Below are 17103 nucleotides of genomic sequence, written 5' to 3' on the forward strand. Positions count from 1 at the left end.
AAGAGCAAACTAGGAAACTTGCCGCAGGTTGCTCGAAGCACTGCTTTGAGGTTGTAAATAAGACTGACGAAGTCAGCTCAAAACACTGTTTTGAGGTTGTGGATAGAACTGACGAAGTCAATTACATATACCTACGGCAAGGAGACGTTGACGAGGTTTGAAGAGATTTTCGAAGAGTATTATTAGAAAGTATTTCAGTGATTTCTTCATCTATAAGCAAAAAACTTGAAAAAAGTGAATGTTTGCGTTATCATTTTCATATAGAAAGAAAAAGAGGTATTACAGATGGCTATTATCTTACCAGATCTTCCATATGCATACGACGCTTTGGAACCATACATCGATGCTGAAACAATGCACTTGCACCATGACAAACACCATCAAACTTATGTCAACAATGCTAATGCAGCTCTTGAAAAACACCCTGAAATCGGTGAAGATCTTGAAGCCTTGCTTGCTGATGTAGACTCTATCCCAGCTGATATCCGTCAAGCACTTATCAACAATGGTGGTGGACACTTGAACCACGCTCTTTTCTGGGAATTGATGACTCCTGAAAAAACTGCTCCATCAGCGGAACTTGAAGCAGCAATCGATGCAACATTTGGTTCATTTGAAGAATTCCAAGCAGCCTTTACAGCAGCAGCTACAACTCGCTTCGGCTCTGGATGGGCATGGTTGGTTGTCAACAAAGAAGGGAAGCTTGAAGTAACTTCAACAGCAAACCAAGACACACCAATCTCAGAAGGTAAAAAACCAATCTTGGGCTTGGACGTTTGGGAACATGCTTACTATGTGAAATACCGCAATGTTCGTCCTGACTATATCAAAGCTTTCTTCTCAGTGATTAACTGGAACAAAGTAAATGAGCTTTATGCAGCAGCTAAATAAAAAATAGGAAGGGAAGAGTCATTCTTCTCTTTTTGCTTTATAAGGCAGGAGTCTGACAAAATCGTCAGACTTTTTTCATTTTTATGAGAAATGTGCTAATTGCTAGAAATTATGGTAAAATAGGGTGTTAAGTAATCGTGGAAAAGGAAGACTATGCGTAAAGAAATTGCACCTGAATTATACAACTATAACAAGTTTCCTGGCCCAGAATTTCATATAAATGGGGATAAGGTTGAGACTGAAGGGATTGATTTTACCTTGGTTGAAAATATCAAGGATGCTTTCGATGTGACAGTCTTTAATCAGCGCTTCTCAGAAGTGTTGACCAAATTTGATTATGTCGTGGGGGACTGGAGCAATGAACAGCTCCGCCTACGTGGCTTTTACAAAGACGACCGAACAGAGGAAAAAAATGAAAAGATTAGCCGCTTACAGGACTATCTTTTGGAGTACTGTAGTTATGGTTGTGCCTATTTTGTCCTAGAAAATCAAGCACCGAAGCGGGCTTCATTTGACAAGAAAATGCGTAAAAAGGAAGAGGAAAACCTTTCTAGAAGAAGCAAGAAACCTTCGCAAAACAAGAGAAAACCAAATACGGATAAGCGAAATAGACGTCGTCATAAGGACCAAAAGTCTCAGAAAGAGGACAAGGGACGGCGCCATTTTGTCATTCGTCAGAAATAGCTAGAGAATAAGGAGAAGAGATGAAACCGTCTATTTATAGTTTAACACGTCAAACCATGCAAGAATGGGTATTAGAACAAGGAGAAAAGAAATTCCGAGCAGATCAAATCTGGGAATGGCTTTACCGTAAACGTGTCCAGTCATTTGAAGAAATGACCAACCTTTCCAAGGATTTGATTGCCAAGCTTAATGACCAGTTTGTCGTAAATCCTTTGAAACAGCGGATCGTACAAGAGTCAGCTGACGGTACTGTTAAGTATCTTTTTGAGTTGCCAGATGGCATGTTGATTGAGACAGTACTGATGCGTCAACACTACGGTTTGTCAGTCTGTGTGACCACTCAGGTTGGCTGTAATATTGGTTGTACCTTCTGTGCATCAGGCTTGATCAAGAAACAACGCGACCTCAATAACGGGGAAATCGTAGCGCAAATCATGCTAGTTCAGAAATACTTTGATGAACGTGGCCAAGATGAACGTGTCAGCCATATTGTTGTCATGGGAATTGGTGAACCATTTGATAACTACAACAATGTGTTGAATTTTGTCCGTACCATCAATGATGACAAGGGAATGGCTATTGGTGCTCGTCACATCACTGTTTCTACCTCAGGTTTGGCTCATAAAATTCGTGACTTTGCTAATGAAGGCGTACAGGTCAATCTGGCTGTGTCTCTTCACGCACCCAATAATGAATTGCGCTCAAGCATCATGAAGATTAACCGTGCCTTTCCAATTGAAAAACTTTTCGCAGCCATTGAGTATTATATTGAAACAACCAATCGTCGTGTGACTTTTGAATACATCATGCTCAATGAAGTTAACGATGGTGTTGAACAAGCCTTGGAGTTGGCTGAATTGCTCAAGAACATCAAGAAATTGTCTTATGTAAACTTGATTCCTTATAATCCAGTTAGTGAACATGACCAATATAGCCGTAGTCCTAAAGAGCGCGTGATGGCCTTCTACGATACCCTCAAGAAAAAAGGGGTCAACTGTGTTGTCCGTCAAGAGCATGGTACAGATATTGATGCAGCTTGTGGACAATTACGCTCCAATACAATGAAACGTGACCGCCAGAAGGCAGTCGCAGCAGTCAATCCTTAATGATGAAGAAGACTTATAATCATATTTTGGTCTGGGGAGTTATTTTCTATAGCATTTGTATCGTTTACTTTTGCTTTACTCCTCAAGAACATTCTCCCGTGGGGGTGGAAACTCCAGGTATTCAGCATCTTGGACGCCTGGTTTTTCTTTTGACTCCTTTCAATTCTCTCTGGAAACTGGGCGAAGTGAGTGACATAGGACAATTATGTTGGCTTTTTCTACAAAATATCCTCAATGTCTTCTTGCTTTTTCCTCTGATTTTCCAACTCCTTTATCTCATTCCAAACTTGCGGAAAACAAAAAAGGTCCTTCTTTTTAGTTTTCTAGTGAGTCTTGGAATTGAGTGTACGCAGTTAGTCTTGGACTTTTTCTTTGATTTTAATCGCGTCTTTGAGATTGATGATTTGTGGACCAATACCTTGGGTGGCTATCTGACTTGGCTTCTCTATAAACAATTACATAAAAACAAGATAAGGAATTAAAATGAGTATTTTAGAAGTTAAAAATCTGAGTCATGGTTTTGGTGACCGTGCAATTTTTGAAGATGTGTCCTTCCGTCTCCTCAAGGGGGAACATATCGGTTTGGTTGGTGCCAATGGTGAAGGAAAATCAACCTTTATGAGCATTGTGACTGGTAAGATGCTGCCAGATGAAGGGAAGGTTGAGTGGTCCAAATATGTGACTGCCGGTTACTTGGATCAGCACTCTGTCCTTGCTGAAGGGCAGTCGGTGCGTGATGTTCTCCGTACGGCTTTTGATGAGCTTTTTAAAGCAGAAGCCCGTATCAATGACCTTTATATGGAAATGGCTGAAGATGGTGCGGATGTTGATGCTCTCATGGAAGAAGTTGGTGAACTTCAAGACCGTCTAGAGAGTCGTGATTTCTATACCTTGGATGCTAAGATTGACGAAGTGGCGCGTGCCCTTGGTGTCATGGATTTTGGAATGGATACGGATGTAACTTCTTTGTCAGGTGGACAAAGAACCAAGGTGCTTTTGGCTAAACTCCTCCTTGAAAAGCCAGATATCTTGCTGTTGGACGAGCCGACCAACTACTTGGATGCTGAGCATATTGACTGGCTCAAGCGCTATCTTCAAAACTATGAGAATGCCTTTGTCCTTATTTCGCACGATATTCCATTCCTGAACGACGTGATTAATATTGTCTACCATGTGGAGAATCAACAGCTGACGCGTTACTCTGGTGACTACTACCAGTTCCAAGAAGTCTATGCTATGAAAAAATCACAGCTGGAGGCAGCCTACGAACGCCAGCAGAAAGAAATTGCGGACCTTAAGGATTTTGTTGCTCGAAACAAAGCGCGTGTTGCAACACGAAATATGGCCATGTCTCGTCAGAAGAAATTGGATAAGATGGATATTATCGAACTGCAAAGTGAGAAACCAAAACCATCCTTTGATTTCAAACCGGCTCGTACACCAGGGCGCTTTATTTTCCAAGCCAAGGATTTGCAGATTGGTTATGACCGTCCTCTGACTAAGCCTTTAAACCTTACCTTTGAACGCAATCAAAAGGTTGCTATTATCGGGGCAAATGGTATCGGGAAAACAACTCTCTTGAAGTCTCTCTTGGGAATTATCCCGCCTATTGCTGGGGAAGTGGAGCGCGGTGACTACCTAGAACTCGGTTATTTTGAACAGGAAGTAGAAGGCGGTAATCGCCAAACACCACTAGAGGCTGTTTGGAATGCCTTTCCAGCTCTCAACCAAGCAGAAGTTCGTGCAGCCCTTGCTCGTTGTGGTTTGACAACTAAGCATATCGAAAGCCAAATTCAGGTCTTGTCAGGTGGGGAACAGGCTAAGGTTCGTTTCTGTCTCTTGATGAATCGTGAAAACAACGTGTTAGTACTTGACGAGCCGACCAACCACTTGGATGTGGATGCTAAGGACGAACTCAAACGTGCTCTCAAAGAATACAAGGGATCGATTCTTATGGTCTGCCATGAACCAGACTTCTATGAAGGCTGGATGGACCAAATATGGGATTTTAATAATCTAACTTAAAAATGAGGACAAAAGAAATACAGTATCGAATGTGGATACTGTATTTTTTGGTTTTTAAGATTTAAAATCGTAGTCTTTAACCACCTCGATGCTATCGATAGTAATAGCAGTTGTTGGTTTGTCTTTCTCATCTTTTTCGGCTTTAGCAATCTTATCTACAACATCCATACCGTCAATCACTTGACCAAAGACTGGGTGTTTGCCATCTAGACTAGGGTTTCCCCCTTCTTTATAGGCTTCGATGATTTTCTTTGGATACTTGCTTGTAGGGAGTTTAGCAGAGGTATCTGTAGAATTTTGGTTGATAAAGAACTGGCTGCCGTTGGTGTTTGGTTGACCAGTATTAGCCATAGAAAGAGCACCACGGATATTATAGAGATAAGGAGTAATCTCGTTCTTGAAACCAGTTCCCTTGTCTTTTGTCTTATCCTTGTCATGCCAAATGGACTGACCACCTGTACCGTCCCCTTTTGGATCTCCAGTTTGAACCATAAAACCATCGATTACACGGTGGAAGGTAATACCGTTATAGTAGCCTTCTTTAGCATGAGTGAGGAAGTTTTCAACCGCTAGAGGAGCGAGTTTAGGGAAGAGTTTGATACGGATATCTCCTTGACTTGTGTGGAGAATCACTTCAGCCTCGTCTTCAGCAACTTCTTTAGATAGTTGTGGGAAATTGGCGTTTTCGTTTGTTAAAGCATCGTTTAACTCCTTGGCAGATTGGGCTGCTGCTTTGGAGCTTTCCTCAGCAGCCAAGCTAGAATCTACATAGTCATCACCACGCAGGCTGCGTTGGATGCTGCTGCATCCAGCTAGGGCTACAGTTGATAGTAGAAGAAGGGTTGCTAGTTTTTTCATTCTATTCCTCTCAAAAATTCATTTCTACTATTGTACCCTAAAAGGAAGGGGATTTCAAATATTAGTGACAAGACAGTTTAAGAGGAAGCCAACCAGAAAGTCGCTTGTTTAGGGGTATCAATACCATAAGTGTACTCGAAGTATTTAGGAAACCAGATCTTAAGAAAGCTCGTAAGGCATCACAATTAGTAAACGTTAATTCGAAAGAATTACTATATTTTAAAAGAGCACATTTTCAAAGGATTTTTTCTTTTGGACTCAATTACTAATTAATCAATGAACTTAATACTAGGTCTCGAAAAGAATTATGCTTCCTCTTGCTGTCTGAGTTCAAAGAGGTCTTCTACTTTCAGATTAAAAACTTGAGCAATTTTAAGAGCCATTTCCAGCGAAGGATTGTAACGATTATTTTCCAAGTGCAGAATTGTCTCGCGTCGCATGCCGATGAGGTCGGCTAACTCCTGCTGGGTCATGCCTGTGGACTCACGAACAGATTTGAGATTAGTAATAATATTGCTTTCTTTGGCCATACTTATCCTCTCCGTTCCAAGATAAGATAGACAACCGCAAAGATGCAAATCAAGGCAGCTATGCTAAAAAATATCTGTCCCATGTAAAGAGTGAGAGACCCCATATACCCAATGATAACTGCTAGGATCATCAGTGCGCCTAGTATAAAAACAAACATCAAGCTAGCTGCCTTGGCTAAATTAGCATAAAAGCGTTCGTCCGGAGTTTCCTTGACATTTTTCAAACAGAAAAAAGCAAATAAAATCACTTCAATAACGAGGCCAATTCCCAAAATCCATTCTTTAATACCAGAACTTTCGCTTGGGGTCGCAACCCAAATTCCTAATGTATAAAAAATACTTGCTGCAAACAAAAGTATCGTGTAAAGCTTAGCAGACAAGTCAAAAATAATCTTTCCCTTACCTTTCTGACTTTTATGAGACCATAGTTTCATATGTAGCCAGCTCCAAATAGCTACAATTTGACATTGCACTGAAATACCAGTAATAACTAACTTGGGTCCCCAACTAAGATTAGAACCAAATAAAACAATAAAATCAATAAAGAGAGCTACGGCAATCATTGCAATGAGGCCATGCATTTTTTGACTTTTTTTCATGATAGACTCCTTTTTTGTTATAAATATATAACACTTAAATTTTATGTTATAAATATATCACATTCAAATTTAGAAAGCAAGAATTTATGTGCCAAGGTGGCAATTATTTGAAAAAATTTTTTAATAAAAGCCCTTGATAGTCAAACAACTAAAGAATTCTTTGAAGTAATGCATCGGATTTGGTTTGGATAGTTTCGTTAATAATATTTGATGATAAAGAATTTTTGATGATAAAGAATTTTTGAAAAATCTAGATACTGTATGAATCTCTACTTTTTTTCTTAGACTATATAAAGTCTGTCAGAATAAGCGTTATAGGTGTAGAAGTTAATTTTTACAGAACTAATACTCTTCGAAAATCAAATTCAAACCGCGTCAACGTCGCCTTGCCGTACTCAAGTACAGCCTGCGGCTAGCTTCCTAGTTTGCTCTTTGATTTTCATTGAGTATAAAATAGTATTCACGGATGGCTTCTTTCAAACATTTATTTCCTATTCTAACAAATTTCTAAATGGTTTAAGAATTTTATAGTCTGTCAAGTTTTTTTCTTGACACCTGCCAGAAATCTGCTATAATAGAACATGTGCTAAATAGCTCAGCTATTTCACCGAAATAAAAAATAAGAAAAGAGACTTTAAAAATGGCAGTTAAAATCCGTTTGACTCGTATGGGTTCTAAGAAAAAACCTTTCTACCGTATCAACGTAGCAGATTCACGTTCACCACGTGACGGACGTTTCATCGAAACAGTTGGAACTTACAACCCACTTGTTGCTGAAAACCAAGTAACTTTGAAAGAAGACCGCGTTCTTGCATGGTTGGCTGATGGAGCTCAACCTTCAGATACAGTTCGCAACATCCTTTCAAAAGAAGGTGTATTGAAGAAATTCCACGATTCTAAATTCTCAAAATAAGTTTAAAGTAGGTTGACAGATGGATACGATTGAAAATCTCATTATTGCGATTGTGAAACCCTTGATTTCACAACCAGATGCCTTAACTATCAAGATTGAAGATACACCAGAATTTTTGGAATATCATTTGGATCTTGATCAAAGCGATGTGGGTCGTGTAATCGGTCGTAAGGGTCGCACTATTTCTGCGATAAGAACGATTGTATACTCTGTCCCAACTGAAGACAAAAAAGTAAGAATCGTTATTGACGAAAAATAAGAAGGGCGGGACGAATGTCTCGCTTTTTTTGCAAGGAGAAAGAATGAGAGATTTAACAGTTAGACAACTAGAGGAATATTTACTTGACCATTACCGACAATCTAGAACAGAAGAAGGGCTTTTTATTAAGCTAGTAGAAGAAGTTGGAGAAGTTGCTGAGGTTTTAAATGGACGCTCTGGTCGAAAAGAAGGAGTTCAAGATTCGAACGAGGAACTAGCAAAAGAATTGGCTGATATCATTCACTACACTGTCGCAATTGCGGCCATCAACGACATAGATCTAACCAAGACCATTTTTGAAAAAGACAAAAAGGCGGCTATAAAATATCAACATGAACGTGATTTGGAAGGATTTTTGAAGGAATTCGAGAGTTGACATACTTTTTCTCCAACTTGAGAAAATCCTTGGAACGTGATAAAATAAAGGATAAGGATTTTTTATAATTCATTATACAGAATGAGTGGATTTCTTTATGAAGAGGATTGAAGTATCTACAGAAATTGGTAGTCTCTCTGTTACTTATCAAAAGCAAAAGAAAATGCTAGTTTGTTTAAGTGGTGCAGGTTTGCTACCAAGTTATGAAAATTTTTCACTTATACTCGAAAAACTTCCTCCCACAATTGGTTATTTGACAATTGATTTTCCAAACACAGGTAGAAGTCCGATTCATGACCAAGCTGGAAAAAATCTGGATAATCTTGCAGATGCGGTTTATGAAGTACTTGAAGAATTGGCGATTTCTGAATATATACTTTGTGCACATAGTTTGAGTGGAATTTTAGCTTGCAAGTTGCTCAAGAAACCAATTAAGTGTCAGGCTTTAGTAGCAATTGAACCGACAACTAAAAAAGTCATGTTTGCTGATTTTTCAGAAAATCCTTATCCAGAAATGGAAGAGCAGATGAGGCTGATTGAGGAGTGTGGTCCTGAACTTTATTTTAAGAGCTTAACTCAAGCCACATTTAGCCCTGAAATCAATAAAGAAATCTGGGAAATAATGCAAGAAAAAGGTTCAGAGTTGCAAAATCAAGATTCAGAATTTCAGATATCTGGAGAGATTACTGAGGAAGATTTTGAGAATTTGTCGATAGAATCTCATGTCCCTGTATTTATTTTTTGTCAGGCTTATAGAGAAAAAGAGTACAGAGAATCAGAATATTGGACTTCCAATACTAAACTCATTTTAGGAGGGAATCACCATTATTTACAATGGTCAGAATCAGAAAAAATTGTGACTATTATTCGAGAATTGTCAGAATAAGATGGAAATAAATAGACTACAGGAGACAAGATGAACTACTTTAATGTTGGGAAAATCGTCAATACGCAGGGGTTACAGGGTGAGATGCGAGTCTTGTCTGTGACGGATTTTGCAGAAGAACGGTTTAAAAAAGGGGCTGAGCTGGCTTTGTTTGATGAAAAAGATCAGTTTGTCCAAACAGTGACTATTGCTAGCCACCGAAAACAGAAGAACTTTGACATCATTAAATTCAAAGATATGTACCATATCAACGCTATCGAAAAGTACAAAGGATACAGTCTCAAGGTTGCTGAGGAAGATTTGGACGATCTAGATGATGGTGAATTCTACTATCACGAGATTATCGGTTTGGAAGTCTACGAGGGTGATAACTTGGTCGGAACCATCAAGGAAATCCTACAACCAGGTGCTAACGATGTCTGGGTGGTCAAACGGAAAGGCAAGCGTGATTTGTTATTGCCTTATATCCCACCAGTCATTCTCAATGTTGATATTCCGAATAACCGCGTCGATGTGGAAATCTTAGAAGGGTTAGACGATGAAGATTGATATTTTAACCCTCTTTCCAGAGATGTTTTCTCCGCTAGAGCACTCAATCGTTGGAAAGGCTCGTGAAAAAGGTCTCTTGGATATCCAGTATCATAATTTCCGAGAAAATGCTGAAAAGGCTCGTCACGTCGATGATGAACCATATGGAGGTGGTCAGGGTATGTTGCTCCGAGCCCAACCTATTTTCGATGCCTTTGATGCTATTGAAAAGAAAAATCCTCGCGTCATTCTCCTAGACCCAGCTGGGAAGCAGTTTGATCAGGCTTATGCTGAGGATTTGGCTCAAGAGGAAGAACTTATCTTTATCTGCGGTCACTATGAGGGCTATGATGAGCGCATTAAGACCTTGGTGACAGATGAGATTTCCTTGGGGGATTATGTCCTTACTGGTGGAGAATTGGCGGCTATGACCATGATTGATGCTACAGTTCGCCTGATTCCAGAAGTAATTGGCAAGGAGTCTAGCCATCAAGATGATAGTTTTTCTTCTGGCCTTCTTGAATATCCTCAGTACACACGTCCCTATGATTATCGAGGTATGGTTGTACCAGATGTATTGATGAGCGGGCACCATGAAAAGATTCGTCAGTGGCGATTGTATGAGAGCTTAAAGAAAACCTACGAGCGCAGACCGGATTTGTTAGAAAATTATCAACTGACAGCAGAAGAAGAAAAAATGTTGGCAGAAATCAAAGAAAACAAAGAATAAAGGAGAAACCTATGCAAGTAATCAAACGTGATGGTGAAATTGCTGAATTTAATCCAGATAAGATTTACCAAGCTATCTTAAAGGCAGCTCAGACTGTCTATGTATTGACAGATGATTTGCGTCAAAACCTTGCACAAGTCACTAAGAAAGTGGTTTTGGACTTGGAGGAAGCCAAGGTAGAACGTGCCACTATCAGCATGATTCAGTCTTTGGTTGAACATCGTTTACTGGGAGCAGGTTACATTACCATCGCAGAACACTACATTTCCTATCGTCTACAACGTGACTTGGAAAGAAGTGGTTATGGAGATCATATCGCGGTTCATTTACATTTTGAACAAGTTCGCTAAGAAAAAAGAGTGGGATGAATCAACTACATCTCACTCTTTCTTAAATCTATTTTTTTGGGCTGTTTGGACGGTGGAAGGGACAAATCGTAGGCGTTGAATATCGCTTATGCGGATAATACGGCTCACATTTTTGGCAAAATTTTTCACGATAATTTGCTGGCGTTGCTGATCGTATTTGATGATGTCACCTGTAAAACTTGTCTCAGACAAGATAAGGTGAACAGCGGTTTGTTTCTGGATAGCCTCTTCAATAGTGGCTGTAAGGGAGTTACTTTCAGTCTGGTCAGGTTGGTCATGTCCATTTAAAAAGTCATGAATTTTATCTAGAACTTGCTGGAATTTATGTCTCATATTTGCCTCCCTTCTTTTATATCAATATTATATAAAATTTTCCTTAAATCTACAAGATTTTACGAATAAACTAATGAAAGCTAAAAAAGGAGAAGAAAATGGCAGAATTTACATTTGAAATCGAAGAGCACTTATTGACTCTTTCTGAAAACGAAAAAGGTTGGACCAAGGAAATCAACCGTGTGAGCTTTAATGGTGCCCCTGCAAAGTTTGATATTCGTGCTTGGAGCCCAGATCATACTAAAATGGGCAAGGGAATTACCCTCTCCAATGAAGAATTCCAAACCATGGTGGATGCTTTTAAAGGCAACTAATACTCAATGAAAATCAAAGAGCAAACTAGGAAGCTTGCCGCAGGCTGTACTTGAGTAAGGTAAGGTGACGCTGACGTGGTTTGAATTTGATTTTCGAAGAGTATAAGTTTTCAAAATGAAAGAAAAGGATACTGAGTTATGACAACTCGATATCCTTTTTTAGTTAGCAAAGTAAGCCTGATTTTTAAGGCGTTGAAGTAGCGGACGGCTAATAAAACTAATAGCCAGAAGTTTAGCAAGGTCTGGAATGATAAAGGGAAGAACCCCCACAACAAGAGCTTTTTCAAATGCTATTCCAGCTAGGAAATGCAATCCAATGATCCCACCGACAAAAACAAGTGTATCTCCCAAGAGATTTGCTAGAAAAATTCTGACAAAACCACTATCACTGTTAGTTAGAGAAGAGGTAAGTCCAGAATAAACAAGATAAAACCAAAGATAGCCTGCAGTAGGACCAACTAAAGCCTGAAAACCAGCTCCACCTCCTGCAAAGACAGGAAGACCGATAGCACCTAGAAGAAGATAGAGTCCAACAGAAAGTACAGCCTCCCTCGGTCTAAAGACAGTAGCAATCAAGCCGATTGCAAAGTTTTGCAGAGTGAAGGGGACAGGTCCAATTGGAAGACTGATTTGTGCTAAAACAGCAATGAGAGCAGCCCCAATAGCAGGGATGGCATAAACGTGAGCTTTTTTCAAAATAGTTAACCTCTTTTCTGATGTATAGTAACTATTATACTCGTAGAGTAATTATTGTCAACCTATTTTTATAACAAAGGTAACAAAAACTGTAACGGCCGATTTTGCTTACTGGTTAAGTTGGATAATTTTTTGTAGATTTGTAAGACATTAAAAAAGAAGTAGACACATTTGTATCAGCTTCTTTTGCTTTGATTAACGCATGGTTACAAATTCTTCGGATGCAGTTGGGTGAATCGCTACAGTTGAATCAAAGTCTGCCTTGGTTGCTCCCATTTTAATGGCAACTGCGAAACCTTGAATCATTTCATCAACACCGTAGCCAATTCCATGAAGTCCGACAACTTTTTCTTCTGAACCAGCTGTGATCAATTTGAAACGAGTTTCTTGACGGTTGCAAGTGCAAGCAGAGTACATAGAAGTAAAGCTTGATTTGTAAACCTTGATTTGCTCTTGACCGTATTCTTTAATAGCTTGCTCTTCTGTCAAACCAACAGTTCCGATAGCAGGGTGTGAAAAGACAACGGTTGGAATAGTTGTGTAGTCCATTTTAGCAGTTGTTTTGCCGTTAAAGAGACGTTCAGACAAAGTACGTCCAGCCTTGATAGCAACTGGAGTTAGTTCTTTTTCGCCTGTTACATCACCTAGAGCATAGATTCCCTCAACAACAGTATTTTGGTATTCATCTACTTGGATAAAGCCACGTTCGTTCAGAGTCACTCCAGCTTTTTCAAGTTGCAAACTCTTAACGTTTGGGCGGCGACCAGTAGCCCAGATAACTTGGCTAGCTGTGTGACTAGTACCATCTTCGAAATGAATGGTAATGCCCTCAGCAGTTTTTTCTAACTTGGCAGGGACTTTGTGAGTATGAAGTGGCAAGTTTGTTCTTTCCATTTCCTTTACCAAACCTTCAACGATGTAAGAATCAAAACCACGTAAAGGACGATCACGACGAACAAAGAGATCTGTCTTGACACCAAAGGTGTGGAGTACGCCAGCCAATTCAACAGCGATATAACCGGCGCCTAGAATTGCAACTGACTCTGGCAATTCTTCCCAGGCAAATACATCATCAGAAGAGCCACCTAGTTCAGCACCGGGAATGTTTGGAATACTTGGATGGGCACCAGTCGCAATCACGATATGCTTGGCACGAATGAGTTCACCATTTACGCTGACAGTATGAGAATCTACAAATTCAGCATGACCTTCAATCAAGTCTACGCCGTTGCGTTTAAAACTGCCATCATAAGAAGAACGAGCGCGATCAATGTAGGCTTCACGATTACGACGTAGGGTTGCAAAGTCAAAGTTAAGATCAGTAGTCTTAAAGCCGTAGTCTTCTCCAAATTGATGGAAAGTCTCAGCGATTTGCGCCCCGTACCACATGATTTTCTTAGGAACACAGCCGACGTTGACGCAGGTTCCACCTAGTTTCTTTTCCTCAATAACGGCCGCTTTAGCTCCGTGTTCACCAGCACGGTTCATGGTAGCAATTCCTCCGCTACCTCCACCGATAGCAATGATATCATATTCTCTCATTGAAAACTCCTTTATACTCTTTTAAATAGTAGAGTGTCATTTTTTGATAGTCATATTCTATCTTTTTTTTGATTTGATTGCAAAAATCTGCTACGTTCAAAAAAATTAAAGAAAAAGCTTGCAAAAAGGAAAAATAAAGTGTATCATATAACTAGTACAATGACAAAAAATAAAATCCGAACAATTATCAAATCCTGAAATGTCATTATTTCGTTCTGAAAGGTTATTGTTTATATTTGCTAATTTTTATATAATATTGTTAAGGACTTTAAATCAAAAAGGAGTTTCATTATGAAGAAGAATCGTAAAGCTAAAAAGTGGCAATTGTATGCAGCAATCGGTGCTGCCAGTGTAGTTGTATTAGGTGCTGGGGGGATTTTGCTCTTTAGACAACCATCTCAGACCGCGGTAAAAGATGAGCCTACTCATCTTGTTGTTGCCAAGGAAGGAAGCGTCGCATCCTCTGTTTTATTGTCAGGGACAGTAACAGCAAAAAATGAACAGTATGTTTATTTTGATGCTAGTAAGGGTGATTTAGATGAAATACTTGTTTCTGTGGGTGATAAGGTCAGCGAAGGGCAGGCTTTAGTCAAGTACAGTAGTTCAGAAGCCCAGGCGGCCTATGATTCAGCTAGCCGAGCAGTAGCTAAGGCAGATCGTCATATCAATGAACTCAATCAAGCACGAAATGAAGCTGCTTCAGCTCCGGCTCCACAGTTGCCAACGCCAGCAGGAGGCGAAGGAGCTGCAGGGCAAACTCCAGCTCCAGTCTCAGGAAATGCAGTGTCATCTATTGATGCGCAATTAGGTGATGCTCGTGATGCGCGTGCAGATGCAGAAGCACAATTAAGTAAGGCTCAAAGTCAGTTGGATGCCATGACGGTTCTCAGCACTCTAGAAGGAACTGTGGTCGAAGTCAACCGTAATGTTTCTAAATCTCCAACTGGAGCTAGCCAGGTGGTAGTTCATGTCGTTAGCAATGAAAACTTGCAAGTTAAGGGGGAACTATCTGAATATAACCTTGCCAACCTCTCTGTAGGTCAAGAAGTAACTTTTACTTCTAAAGTTTACCAAGATAAGAGCTGGACTGGTAAGATTAGCTATATTTCTGACTACCCTAAAAACAATGGTGAAGCAGCAAGTGCAGCTACTGCCTCAGCAGGTGGTAATTCTGGTTCTAAATATCCATATACCATCGATGTTACAAGTGAAATCGGTGATTTGAAACAAGGATTCTCAGTAAGTGTTGAGGTCAAGAATAAGAGTAAAGCTATTCTGGTTCCTTTAACAAGTGTTGTGACTGAAAATGATAAGAACTATGTCTGGGTGCTTGACGAGCAGAAAAAGGCTAAGAAAGTGGAAGTTGGTTTGGGCAATGCTGATGCAGACAACCAAGAAATCACTTCAGGTCTGACAAATGGAGTCAAGGTCATCAGTAACCCAACGTCTTCTCTAGAGGAAGGAAAAGAGGTGAAGGCTGATGAAGAAACTAATTAGTCTAAAAAATATCTGCAGAAGTTACCGTAATGGTGACCAAGAACTGCAGGTTCTCAAAAATATCAACCTAGAAGTGAATGAGGGTGAGTTTGTTGCCATCATGGGACCCTCTGGGTCTGGTAAGTCCACTCTAATGAATACGATTGGGATGTTGGATACACCAACCAGTGGAGAGTATTATCTTGAAGGCCAAGAAGTGGCGGGACTAGGTGAAAAACAACTAGCCAAGGTCCGTAACCAACAAATCGGATTTGTCTTTCAGCAGTTCTTTCTTCTATCTAAACTCAATGCTCTACAAAATGTGGAATTGCCCTTGATTTACGCGGGAGTTTCATCTTCAAAACGTCGCAAGTTAGCTGAGGAGTATCTGGATAAGGTTGAATTGACAGAACGCAGTCACCATTTGCCTTCAGAGTTATCTGGTGGTCAAAAGCAACGTGTAGCTATCGCGCGTGCCTTGGTAAACAATCCTTCTATTATCCTAGCGGACGAACCGACAGGAGCCTTGGATACCAAAACAGGGAACCAAATTATGCAACTTTTGGTTGACTTGAACAAAGAAGGAAAAACCATTATCATGGTAACGCATGAGCCTGAAATCGCTGCTTATGCTAAACGCCAGATTGTCATTCGAGATGGAGTTATTTCGTCTGACAGTTCGCAGTTAGAGAAGGAGGAAGACTAAGATGCAGAATCTGAAATTTGCCTTTTCATCTATCATGGCCCACAAGATGCGCTCGTTTCTCACTATGATTGGGATTATCATTGGTGTTTCATCAGTTGTTGTGATTATGGCTCTGGGGGATTCCATGTCTCGTCAGGTCAATAAAAACATGACCAAGTCACAGAAGAATATCCATGTTTTTTTCTCGCCTATTAAAAGTAAAGACGGTTCTTTTACCCAAAAACAATCGGCTTTGACAGTTTCTGGGAAAGAAGAGGAAGTTCCTGTTGAACCACCAAAACCACAAGAGTCTTGGGTCAGGGAGGCGGCTAAACTGAAGGGGGTAGATAGTTACTATGTAACCAACTCAACGAATACCACCTTATCTTATAAAGATAAAAAAGTGGAGCGCGCTAGCTTGACGGGTGGGAATATTACCTATATGAAGGCGGTTGAAAATGAAATTGTTGCAGGCCGAAGTCTTATAGCTCAGGATTATAAAGATGTGGCCAGTGTCATTTTGCTAGACCAAGAACTTGCTAATAGTCTGTTTGGATCTGCTCAAGAAGCTGTTAACCAGGTTATAGATGTTGGTGGCTTTAGCTATCGTGTCATTGGTGTCTATACCAGCGATGAGGCCAAGACTGCCAAGACTTTTGGTATTGGTGGACTTCCGATTACGACTAATATTTCTCTTGCCAACAACTTCAATATGGATGAGATTTCTGATATTGTCTTCCGGGTTAATGATACCAGTTTGACACCAACTGTGGGACCAGAATTAGCTAGAAAATTGACCGAGATTGCTGGTCTTCAGCAAGGGGAGTATCAGGTGGCAGATGCGACTGCAGCCTTCCAAGAAGTACAACAACTGTTCGGCTTTATAACTACGATTATTAGTGCCATTGCGGGGATTTCCCTCTTTGTTGGTGGGACTGGTGTTATGAACATCATGCTGGTTTCGGTGACGGAGCGTACGCGTGAGATTGGTCTCCGTAAGGCTTTGGGAGCAACGCGTGCTAATATTTTAATCCAGTTCTTGATTGAATCCATGATTTTGACCTTGCTTGGTGGAGTTATTGGTCTAACCATTGCGACAGGCTTAACAGCTATAGCTGGTCTACTCTTGCAAGGATTGATAGCTGGTATAGAAGTAGGAGTATCAATCCCAGTTGCCCTATTTAGTCTTGCAGTTTCGGCTAGTGTTGGTATGATTTTTGGAGTCTTGCCAGCCAACAAGGCATCGAAACTTGATCCAATTGAAGCCCTTCGTTATGAATAGAATAAACAAGATGGACACTCGT

The 17103-nt window shown here is 40.2% G+C and carries 22 protein-coding genes; 16 read left to right on the forward strand and 6 right to left on the reverse strand.

The window, feature by feature from the left end; genetic code table 11:
* Nucleotides 1-285 precede the first annotated feature (285 nt).
* From sodA to HMPREF2764_RS03405, 5 genes are all read left to right on the forward strand, one after another.
* Nucleotides 286-891 carry a superoxide dismutase SodA gene (gene sodA / locus HMPREF2764_RS03385; protein ID WP_000974730.1) on the forward strand — a complete coding sequence of 202 codons (606 nt, stop codon included), beginning with the start codon at nucleotides 286-288 and terminating at the stop codon, nucleotides 889-891.
* A gap of 153 nt (nucleotides 892-1044) precedes the next feature.
* On the forward strand, nucleotides 1045-1575 hold the full coding sequence (locus tag HMPREF2764_RS03390; RefSeq protein WP_070527158.1) for a YutD family protein: 531 nt from the start codon (nucleotides 1045-1047) through the stop codon (nucleotides 1573-1575).
* 20 nt (nucleotides 1576-1595) lie between these two features.
* The gene (gene rlmN / locus HMPREF2764_RS03395) at nucleotides 1596-2681 is read left to right on the forward strand and encodes a dual-specificity RNA methyltransferase RlmN (RefSeq protein ID WP_000804762.1); all 1086 of its coding nucleotides are present in this window, start codon (nucleotides 1596-1598) and stop codon (nucleotides 2679-2681) included.
* A complete protein-coding gene (locus HMPREF2764_RS03400) occupies nucleotides 2681-3163 on the forward strand; it encodes a VanZ family protein (protein ID WP_070527162.1) in 483 nt (160 codons plus the stop codon). The genes rlmN and HMPREF2764_RS03400 overlap by 1 nt, the downstream gene beginning before the upstream one ends.
* A 1-nt stretch (nucleotide 3164) precedes the next feature.
* The gene (locus HMPREF2764_RS03405; RefSeq protein WP_000025378.1) at nucleotides 3165-4706 is read left to right on the forward strand and encodes an ABC-F family ATP-binding cassette domain-containing protein; all 1542 of its coding nucleotides are present in this window, start codon (nucleotides 3165-3167) and stop codon (nucleotides 4704-4706) included.
* Between the two features lie 54 nt (nucleotides 4707-4760).
* Here the strand turns inward: HMPREF2764_RS03405 and HMPREF2764_RS03410 are convergent, their stop codons facing one another.
* The 3 genes from HMPREF2764_RS03410 to HMPREF2764_RS03420 form a co-directional block, all read right to left on the reverse strand.
* The gene (locus tag HMPREF2764_RS03410) at nucleotides 4761-5564 is read right to left on the reverse strand and encodes a peptidylprolyl isomerase (protein WP_049493410.1); all 804 of its coding nucleotides are present in this window, start codon (nucleotides 5562-5564) and stop codon (nucleotides 4761-4763) included.
* Between the two features lie 305 nt (nucleotides 5565-5869).
* Entirely contained in the window at nucleotides 5870-6094 is a 225-nt protein-coding gene (locus HMPREF2764_RS03415; protein ID WP_070527166.1) for a helix-turn-helix transcriptional regulator, read from the reverse strand.
* A 2-nt stretch (nucleotides 6095-6096) separates the two neighbouring features.
* A complete protein-coding gene (locus HMPREF2764_RS03420) occupies nucleotides 6097-6693 on the reverse strand; it encodes a hypothetical protein (RefSeq protein ID WP_049502153.1) in 597 nt (198 codons plus the stop codon).
* A gap of 640 nt (nucleotides 6694-7333) precedes the next feature.
* On the opposite strand from HMPREF2764_RS03420, the gene rpsP reads away from it, so the two are divergent.
* From rpsP to HMPREF2764_RS03455, 7 genes are all read left to right on the forward strand, one after another.
* Nucleotides 7334-7606, forward strand: coding sequence for a 30S ribosomal protein S16 (rpsP, locus tag HMPREF2764_RS03425; protein ID WP_000268760.1), 273 nt, complete (start codon nucleotides 7334-7336; stop codon nucleotides 7604-7606).
* 19 nt (nucleotides 7607-7625) lie between these two features.
* Nucleotides 7626-7865, forward strand: coding sequence for an RNA-binding protein KphA (gene kphA, locus HMPREF2764_RS03430; protein WP_000379617.1), 240 nt, complete (start codon nucleotides 7626-7628; stop codon nucleotides 7863-7865).
* A 43-nt stretch (nucleotides 7866-7908) separates the two neighbouring features.
* Nucleotides 7909-8241 carry a MazG nucleotide pyrophosphohydrolase domain-containing protein gene (locus HMPREF2764_RS03435; protein WP_070527169.1) on the forward strand — a complete coding sequence of 111 codons (333 nt, stop codon included), beginning with the start codon at nucleotides 7909-7911 and terminating at the stop codon, nucleotides 8239-8241.
* 97 nt (nucleotides 8242-8338) lie between these two features.
* Nucleotides 8339-9127: an alpha/beta fold hydrolase gene (locus tag HMPREF2764_RS03440; protein ID WP_070527172.1), complete on the forward strand. Its 789-nt coding sequence runs from the start codon at nucleotides 8339-8341 to the stop codon at nucleotides 9125-9127.
* 30 nt (nucleotides 9128-9157) lie between these two features.
* A complete protein-coding gene (rimM, locus tag HMPREF2764_RS03445) occupies nucleotides 9158-9676 on the forward strand; it encodes a ribosome maturation factor RimM (RefSeq protein WP_070527175.1) in 519 nt (172 codons plus the stop codon).
* Nucleotides 9666-10385: a tRNA (guanosine(37)-N1)-methyltransferase TrmD gene (gene trmD, locus HMPREF2764_RS03450; RefSeq protein WP_000686916.1), complete on the forward strand. Its 720-nt coding sequence runs from the start codon at nucleotides 9666-9668 to the stop codon at nucleotides 10383-10385. The genes rimM and trmD overlap by 11 nt, the downstream gene beginning before the upstream one ends.
* A gap of 11 nt (nucleotides 10386-10396) precedes the next feature.
* Nucleotides 10397-10735, forward strand: coding sequence for an ATP cone domain-containing protein (locus tag HMPREF2764_RS03455; RefSeq protein WP_001196039.1), 339 nt, complete (start codon nucleotides 10397-10399; stop codon nucleotides 10733-10735).
* A 30-nt stretch (nucleotides 10736-10765) separates the two neighbouring features.
* On the opposite strand, the gene HMPREF2764_RS03460 is transcribed toward HMPREF2764_RS03455, so the two are convergent.
* Entirely contained in the window at nucleotides 10766-11086 is a 321-nt protein-coding gene (locus tag HMPREF2764_RS03460; RefSeq protein WP_045606140.1) for a hypothetical protein, read from the reverse strand.
* 98 nt (nucleotides 11087-11184) lie between these two features.
* Here HMPREF2764_RS03460 and HMPREF2764_RS03465 point away from each other — a divergent pair, with 98 nt between their 5' ends.
* The gene (locus tag HMPREF2764_RS03465) at nucleotides 11185-11400 is read left to right on the forward strand and encodes a YdbC family protein (protein ID WP_000807422.1); all 216 of its coding nucleotides are present in this window, start codon (nucleotides 11185-11187) and stop codon (nucleotides 11398-11400) included.
* Nucleotides 11401-11559: 159 nt separating this feature from the next.
* On the opposite strand, the gene HMPREF2764_RS03470 is transcribed toward HMPREF2764_RS03465, so the two are convergent.
* Complete coding sequence (locus tag HMPREF2764_RS03470; RefSeq protein ID WP_070527179.1) at nucleotides 11560-12096, reverse strand: biotin transporter BioY; 537 nt, start codon at nucleotides 12094-12096, stop codon at nucleotides 11560-11562.
* Between the two features lie 195 nt (nucleotides 12097-12291).
* A complete protein-coding gene (gene gor, locus HMPREF2764_RS03475; protein ID WP_070527182.1) occupies nucleotides 12292-13638 on the reverse strand; it encodes a glutathione-disulfide reductase in 1347 nt (448 codons plus the stop codon).
* Nucleotides 13639-13926: 288 nt separating this feature from the next.
* Between gor and HMPREF2764_RS03480 the strand changes: the two genes are divergently transcribed.
* Genes HMPREF2764_RS03480 through HMPREF2764_RS03490 form a run of 3 tightly spaced genes read left to right on the forward strand, consistent with a single transcriptional unit; the run spans nucleotide 13927 to nucleotide 17081 of the window.
* The gene (locus HMPREF2764_RS03480; RefSeq protein WP_070527185.1) at nucleotides 13927-15135 is read left to right on the forward strand and encodes an efflux RND transporter periplasmic adaptor subunit; all 1209 of its coding nucleotides are present in this window, start codon (nucleotides 13927-13929) and stop codon (nucleotides 15133-15135) included.
* On the forward strand, nucleotides 15119-15820 hold the full coding sequence (locus tag HMPREF2764_RS03485; protein WP_070527188.1) for an ABC transporter ATP-binding protein: 702 nt from the start codon (nucleotides 15119-15121) through the stop codon (nucleotides 15818-15820). The genes HMPREF2764_RS03480 and HMPREF2764_RS03485 overlap by 17 nt, the downstream gene beginning before the upstream one ends.
* Nucleotide 15821: 1 nt before the next feature.
* On the forward strand, nucleotides 15822-17081 hold the full coding sequence (locus HMPREF2764_RS03490) for an ABC transporter permease (RefSeq protein ID WP_070527192.1): 1260 nt from the start codon (nucleotides 15822-15824) through the stop codon (nucleotides 17079-17081).
* Nucleotides 17082-17103: the final 22 nt, after the last annotated feature.

Origin of the sequence: Streptococcus sp. HMSC073F11, assembly GCF_001810785.1 — a bacterium.
In the GTDB taxonomy this organism is placed as follows: domain Bacteria; phylum Bacillota; class Bacilli; order Lactobacillales; family Streptococcaceae; genus Streptococcus.

Coding starts and splice junctions, on each gene's coding strand:
- HMPREF2764_RS03405 (WP_000025378.1), top strand. CDS start 3,165: ATGAGTATTTTAGAAGTTAAAAATCTGAGTCATGGTTTTGGTGACCGT.
- HMPREF2764_RS03485 (WP_070527188.1), top strand. CDS start 15,119: ATGAAGAAACTAATTAGTCTAAAAAATATCTGCAGAAGTTACCGTAAT.
- HMPREF2764_RS03440 (WP_070527172.1), top strand. CDS start 8,339: ATGAAGAGGATTGAAGTATCTACAGAAATTGGTAGTCTCTCTGTTACT.
- HMPREF2764_RS03435 (WP_070527169.1), top strand. CDS start 7,909: ATGAGAGATTTAACAGTTAGACAACTAGAGGAATATTTACTTGACCAT.
- rimM (WP_070527175.1), top strand. CDS start 9,158: ATGAACTACTTTAATGTTGGGAAAATCGTCAATACGCAGGGGTTACAG.
- HMPREF2764_RS03490 (WP_070527192.1), top strand. CDS start 15,822: ATGCAGAATCTGAAATTTGCCTTTTCATCTATCATGGCCCACAAGATG.
- trmD (WP_000686916.1), top strand. CDS start 9,666: ATGAAGATTGATATTTTAACCCTCTTTCCAGAGATGTTTTCTCCGCTA.
- HMPREF2764_RS03460 (WP_045606140.1), bottom strand. CDS start 11,086: ATGAGACATAAATTCCAGCAAGTTCTAGATAAAATTCATGACTTTTTA.
- rlmN (WP_000804762.1), top strand. CDS start 1,596: ATGAAACCGTCTATTTATAGTTTAACACGTCAAACCATGCAAGAATGG.
- HMPREF2764_RS03410 (WP_049493410.1), bottom strand. CDS start 5,564: ATGAAAAAACTAGCAACCCTTCTTCTACTATCAACTGTAGCCCTAGCT.
- HMPREF2764_RS03400 (WP_070527162.1), top strand. CDS start 2,681: ATGATGAAGAAGACTTATAATCATATTTTGGTCTGGGGAGTTATTTTC.
- HMPREF2764_RS03390 (WP_070527158.1), top strand. CDS start 1,045: ATGCGTAAAGAAATTGCACCTGAATTATACAACTATAACAAGTTTCCT.
- sodA (WP_000974730.1), top strand. CDS start 286: ATGGCTATTATCTTACCAGATCTTCCATATGCATACGACGCTTTGGAA.
- rpsP (WP_000268760.1), top strand. CDS start 7,334: ATGGCAGTTAAAATCCGTTTGACTCGTATGGGTTCTAAGAAAAAACCT.
- HMPREF2764_RS03415 (WP_070527166.1), bottom strand. CDS start 6,094: ATGGCCAAAGAAAGCAATATTATTACTAATCTCAAATCTGTTCGTGAG.
- HMPREF2764_RS03455 (WP_001196039.1), top strand. CDS start 10,397: ATGCAAGTAATCAAACGTGATGGTGAAATTGCTGAATTTAATCCAGAT.
- gor (WP_070527182.1), bottom strand. CDS start 13,638: ATGAGAGAATATGATATCATTGCTATCGGTGGAGGTAGCGGAGGAATT.
- HMPREF2764_RS03420 (WP_049502153.1), bottom strand. CDS start 6,693: ATGAAAAAAAGTCAAAAAATGCATGGCCTCATTGCAATGATTGCCGTA.
- HMPREF2764_RS03465 (WP_000807422.1), top strand. CDS start 11,185: ATGGCAGAATTTACATTTGAAATCGAAGAGCACTTATTGACTCTTTCT.
- kphA (WP_000379617.1), top strand. CDS start 7,626: ATGGATACGATTGAAAATCTCATTATTGCGATTGTGAAACCCTTGATT.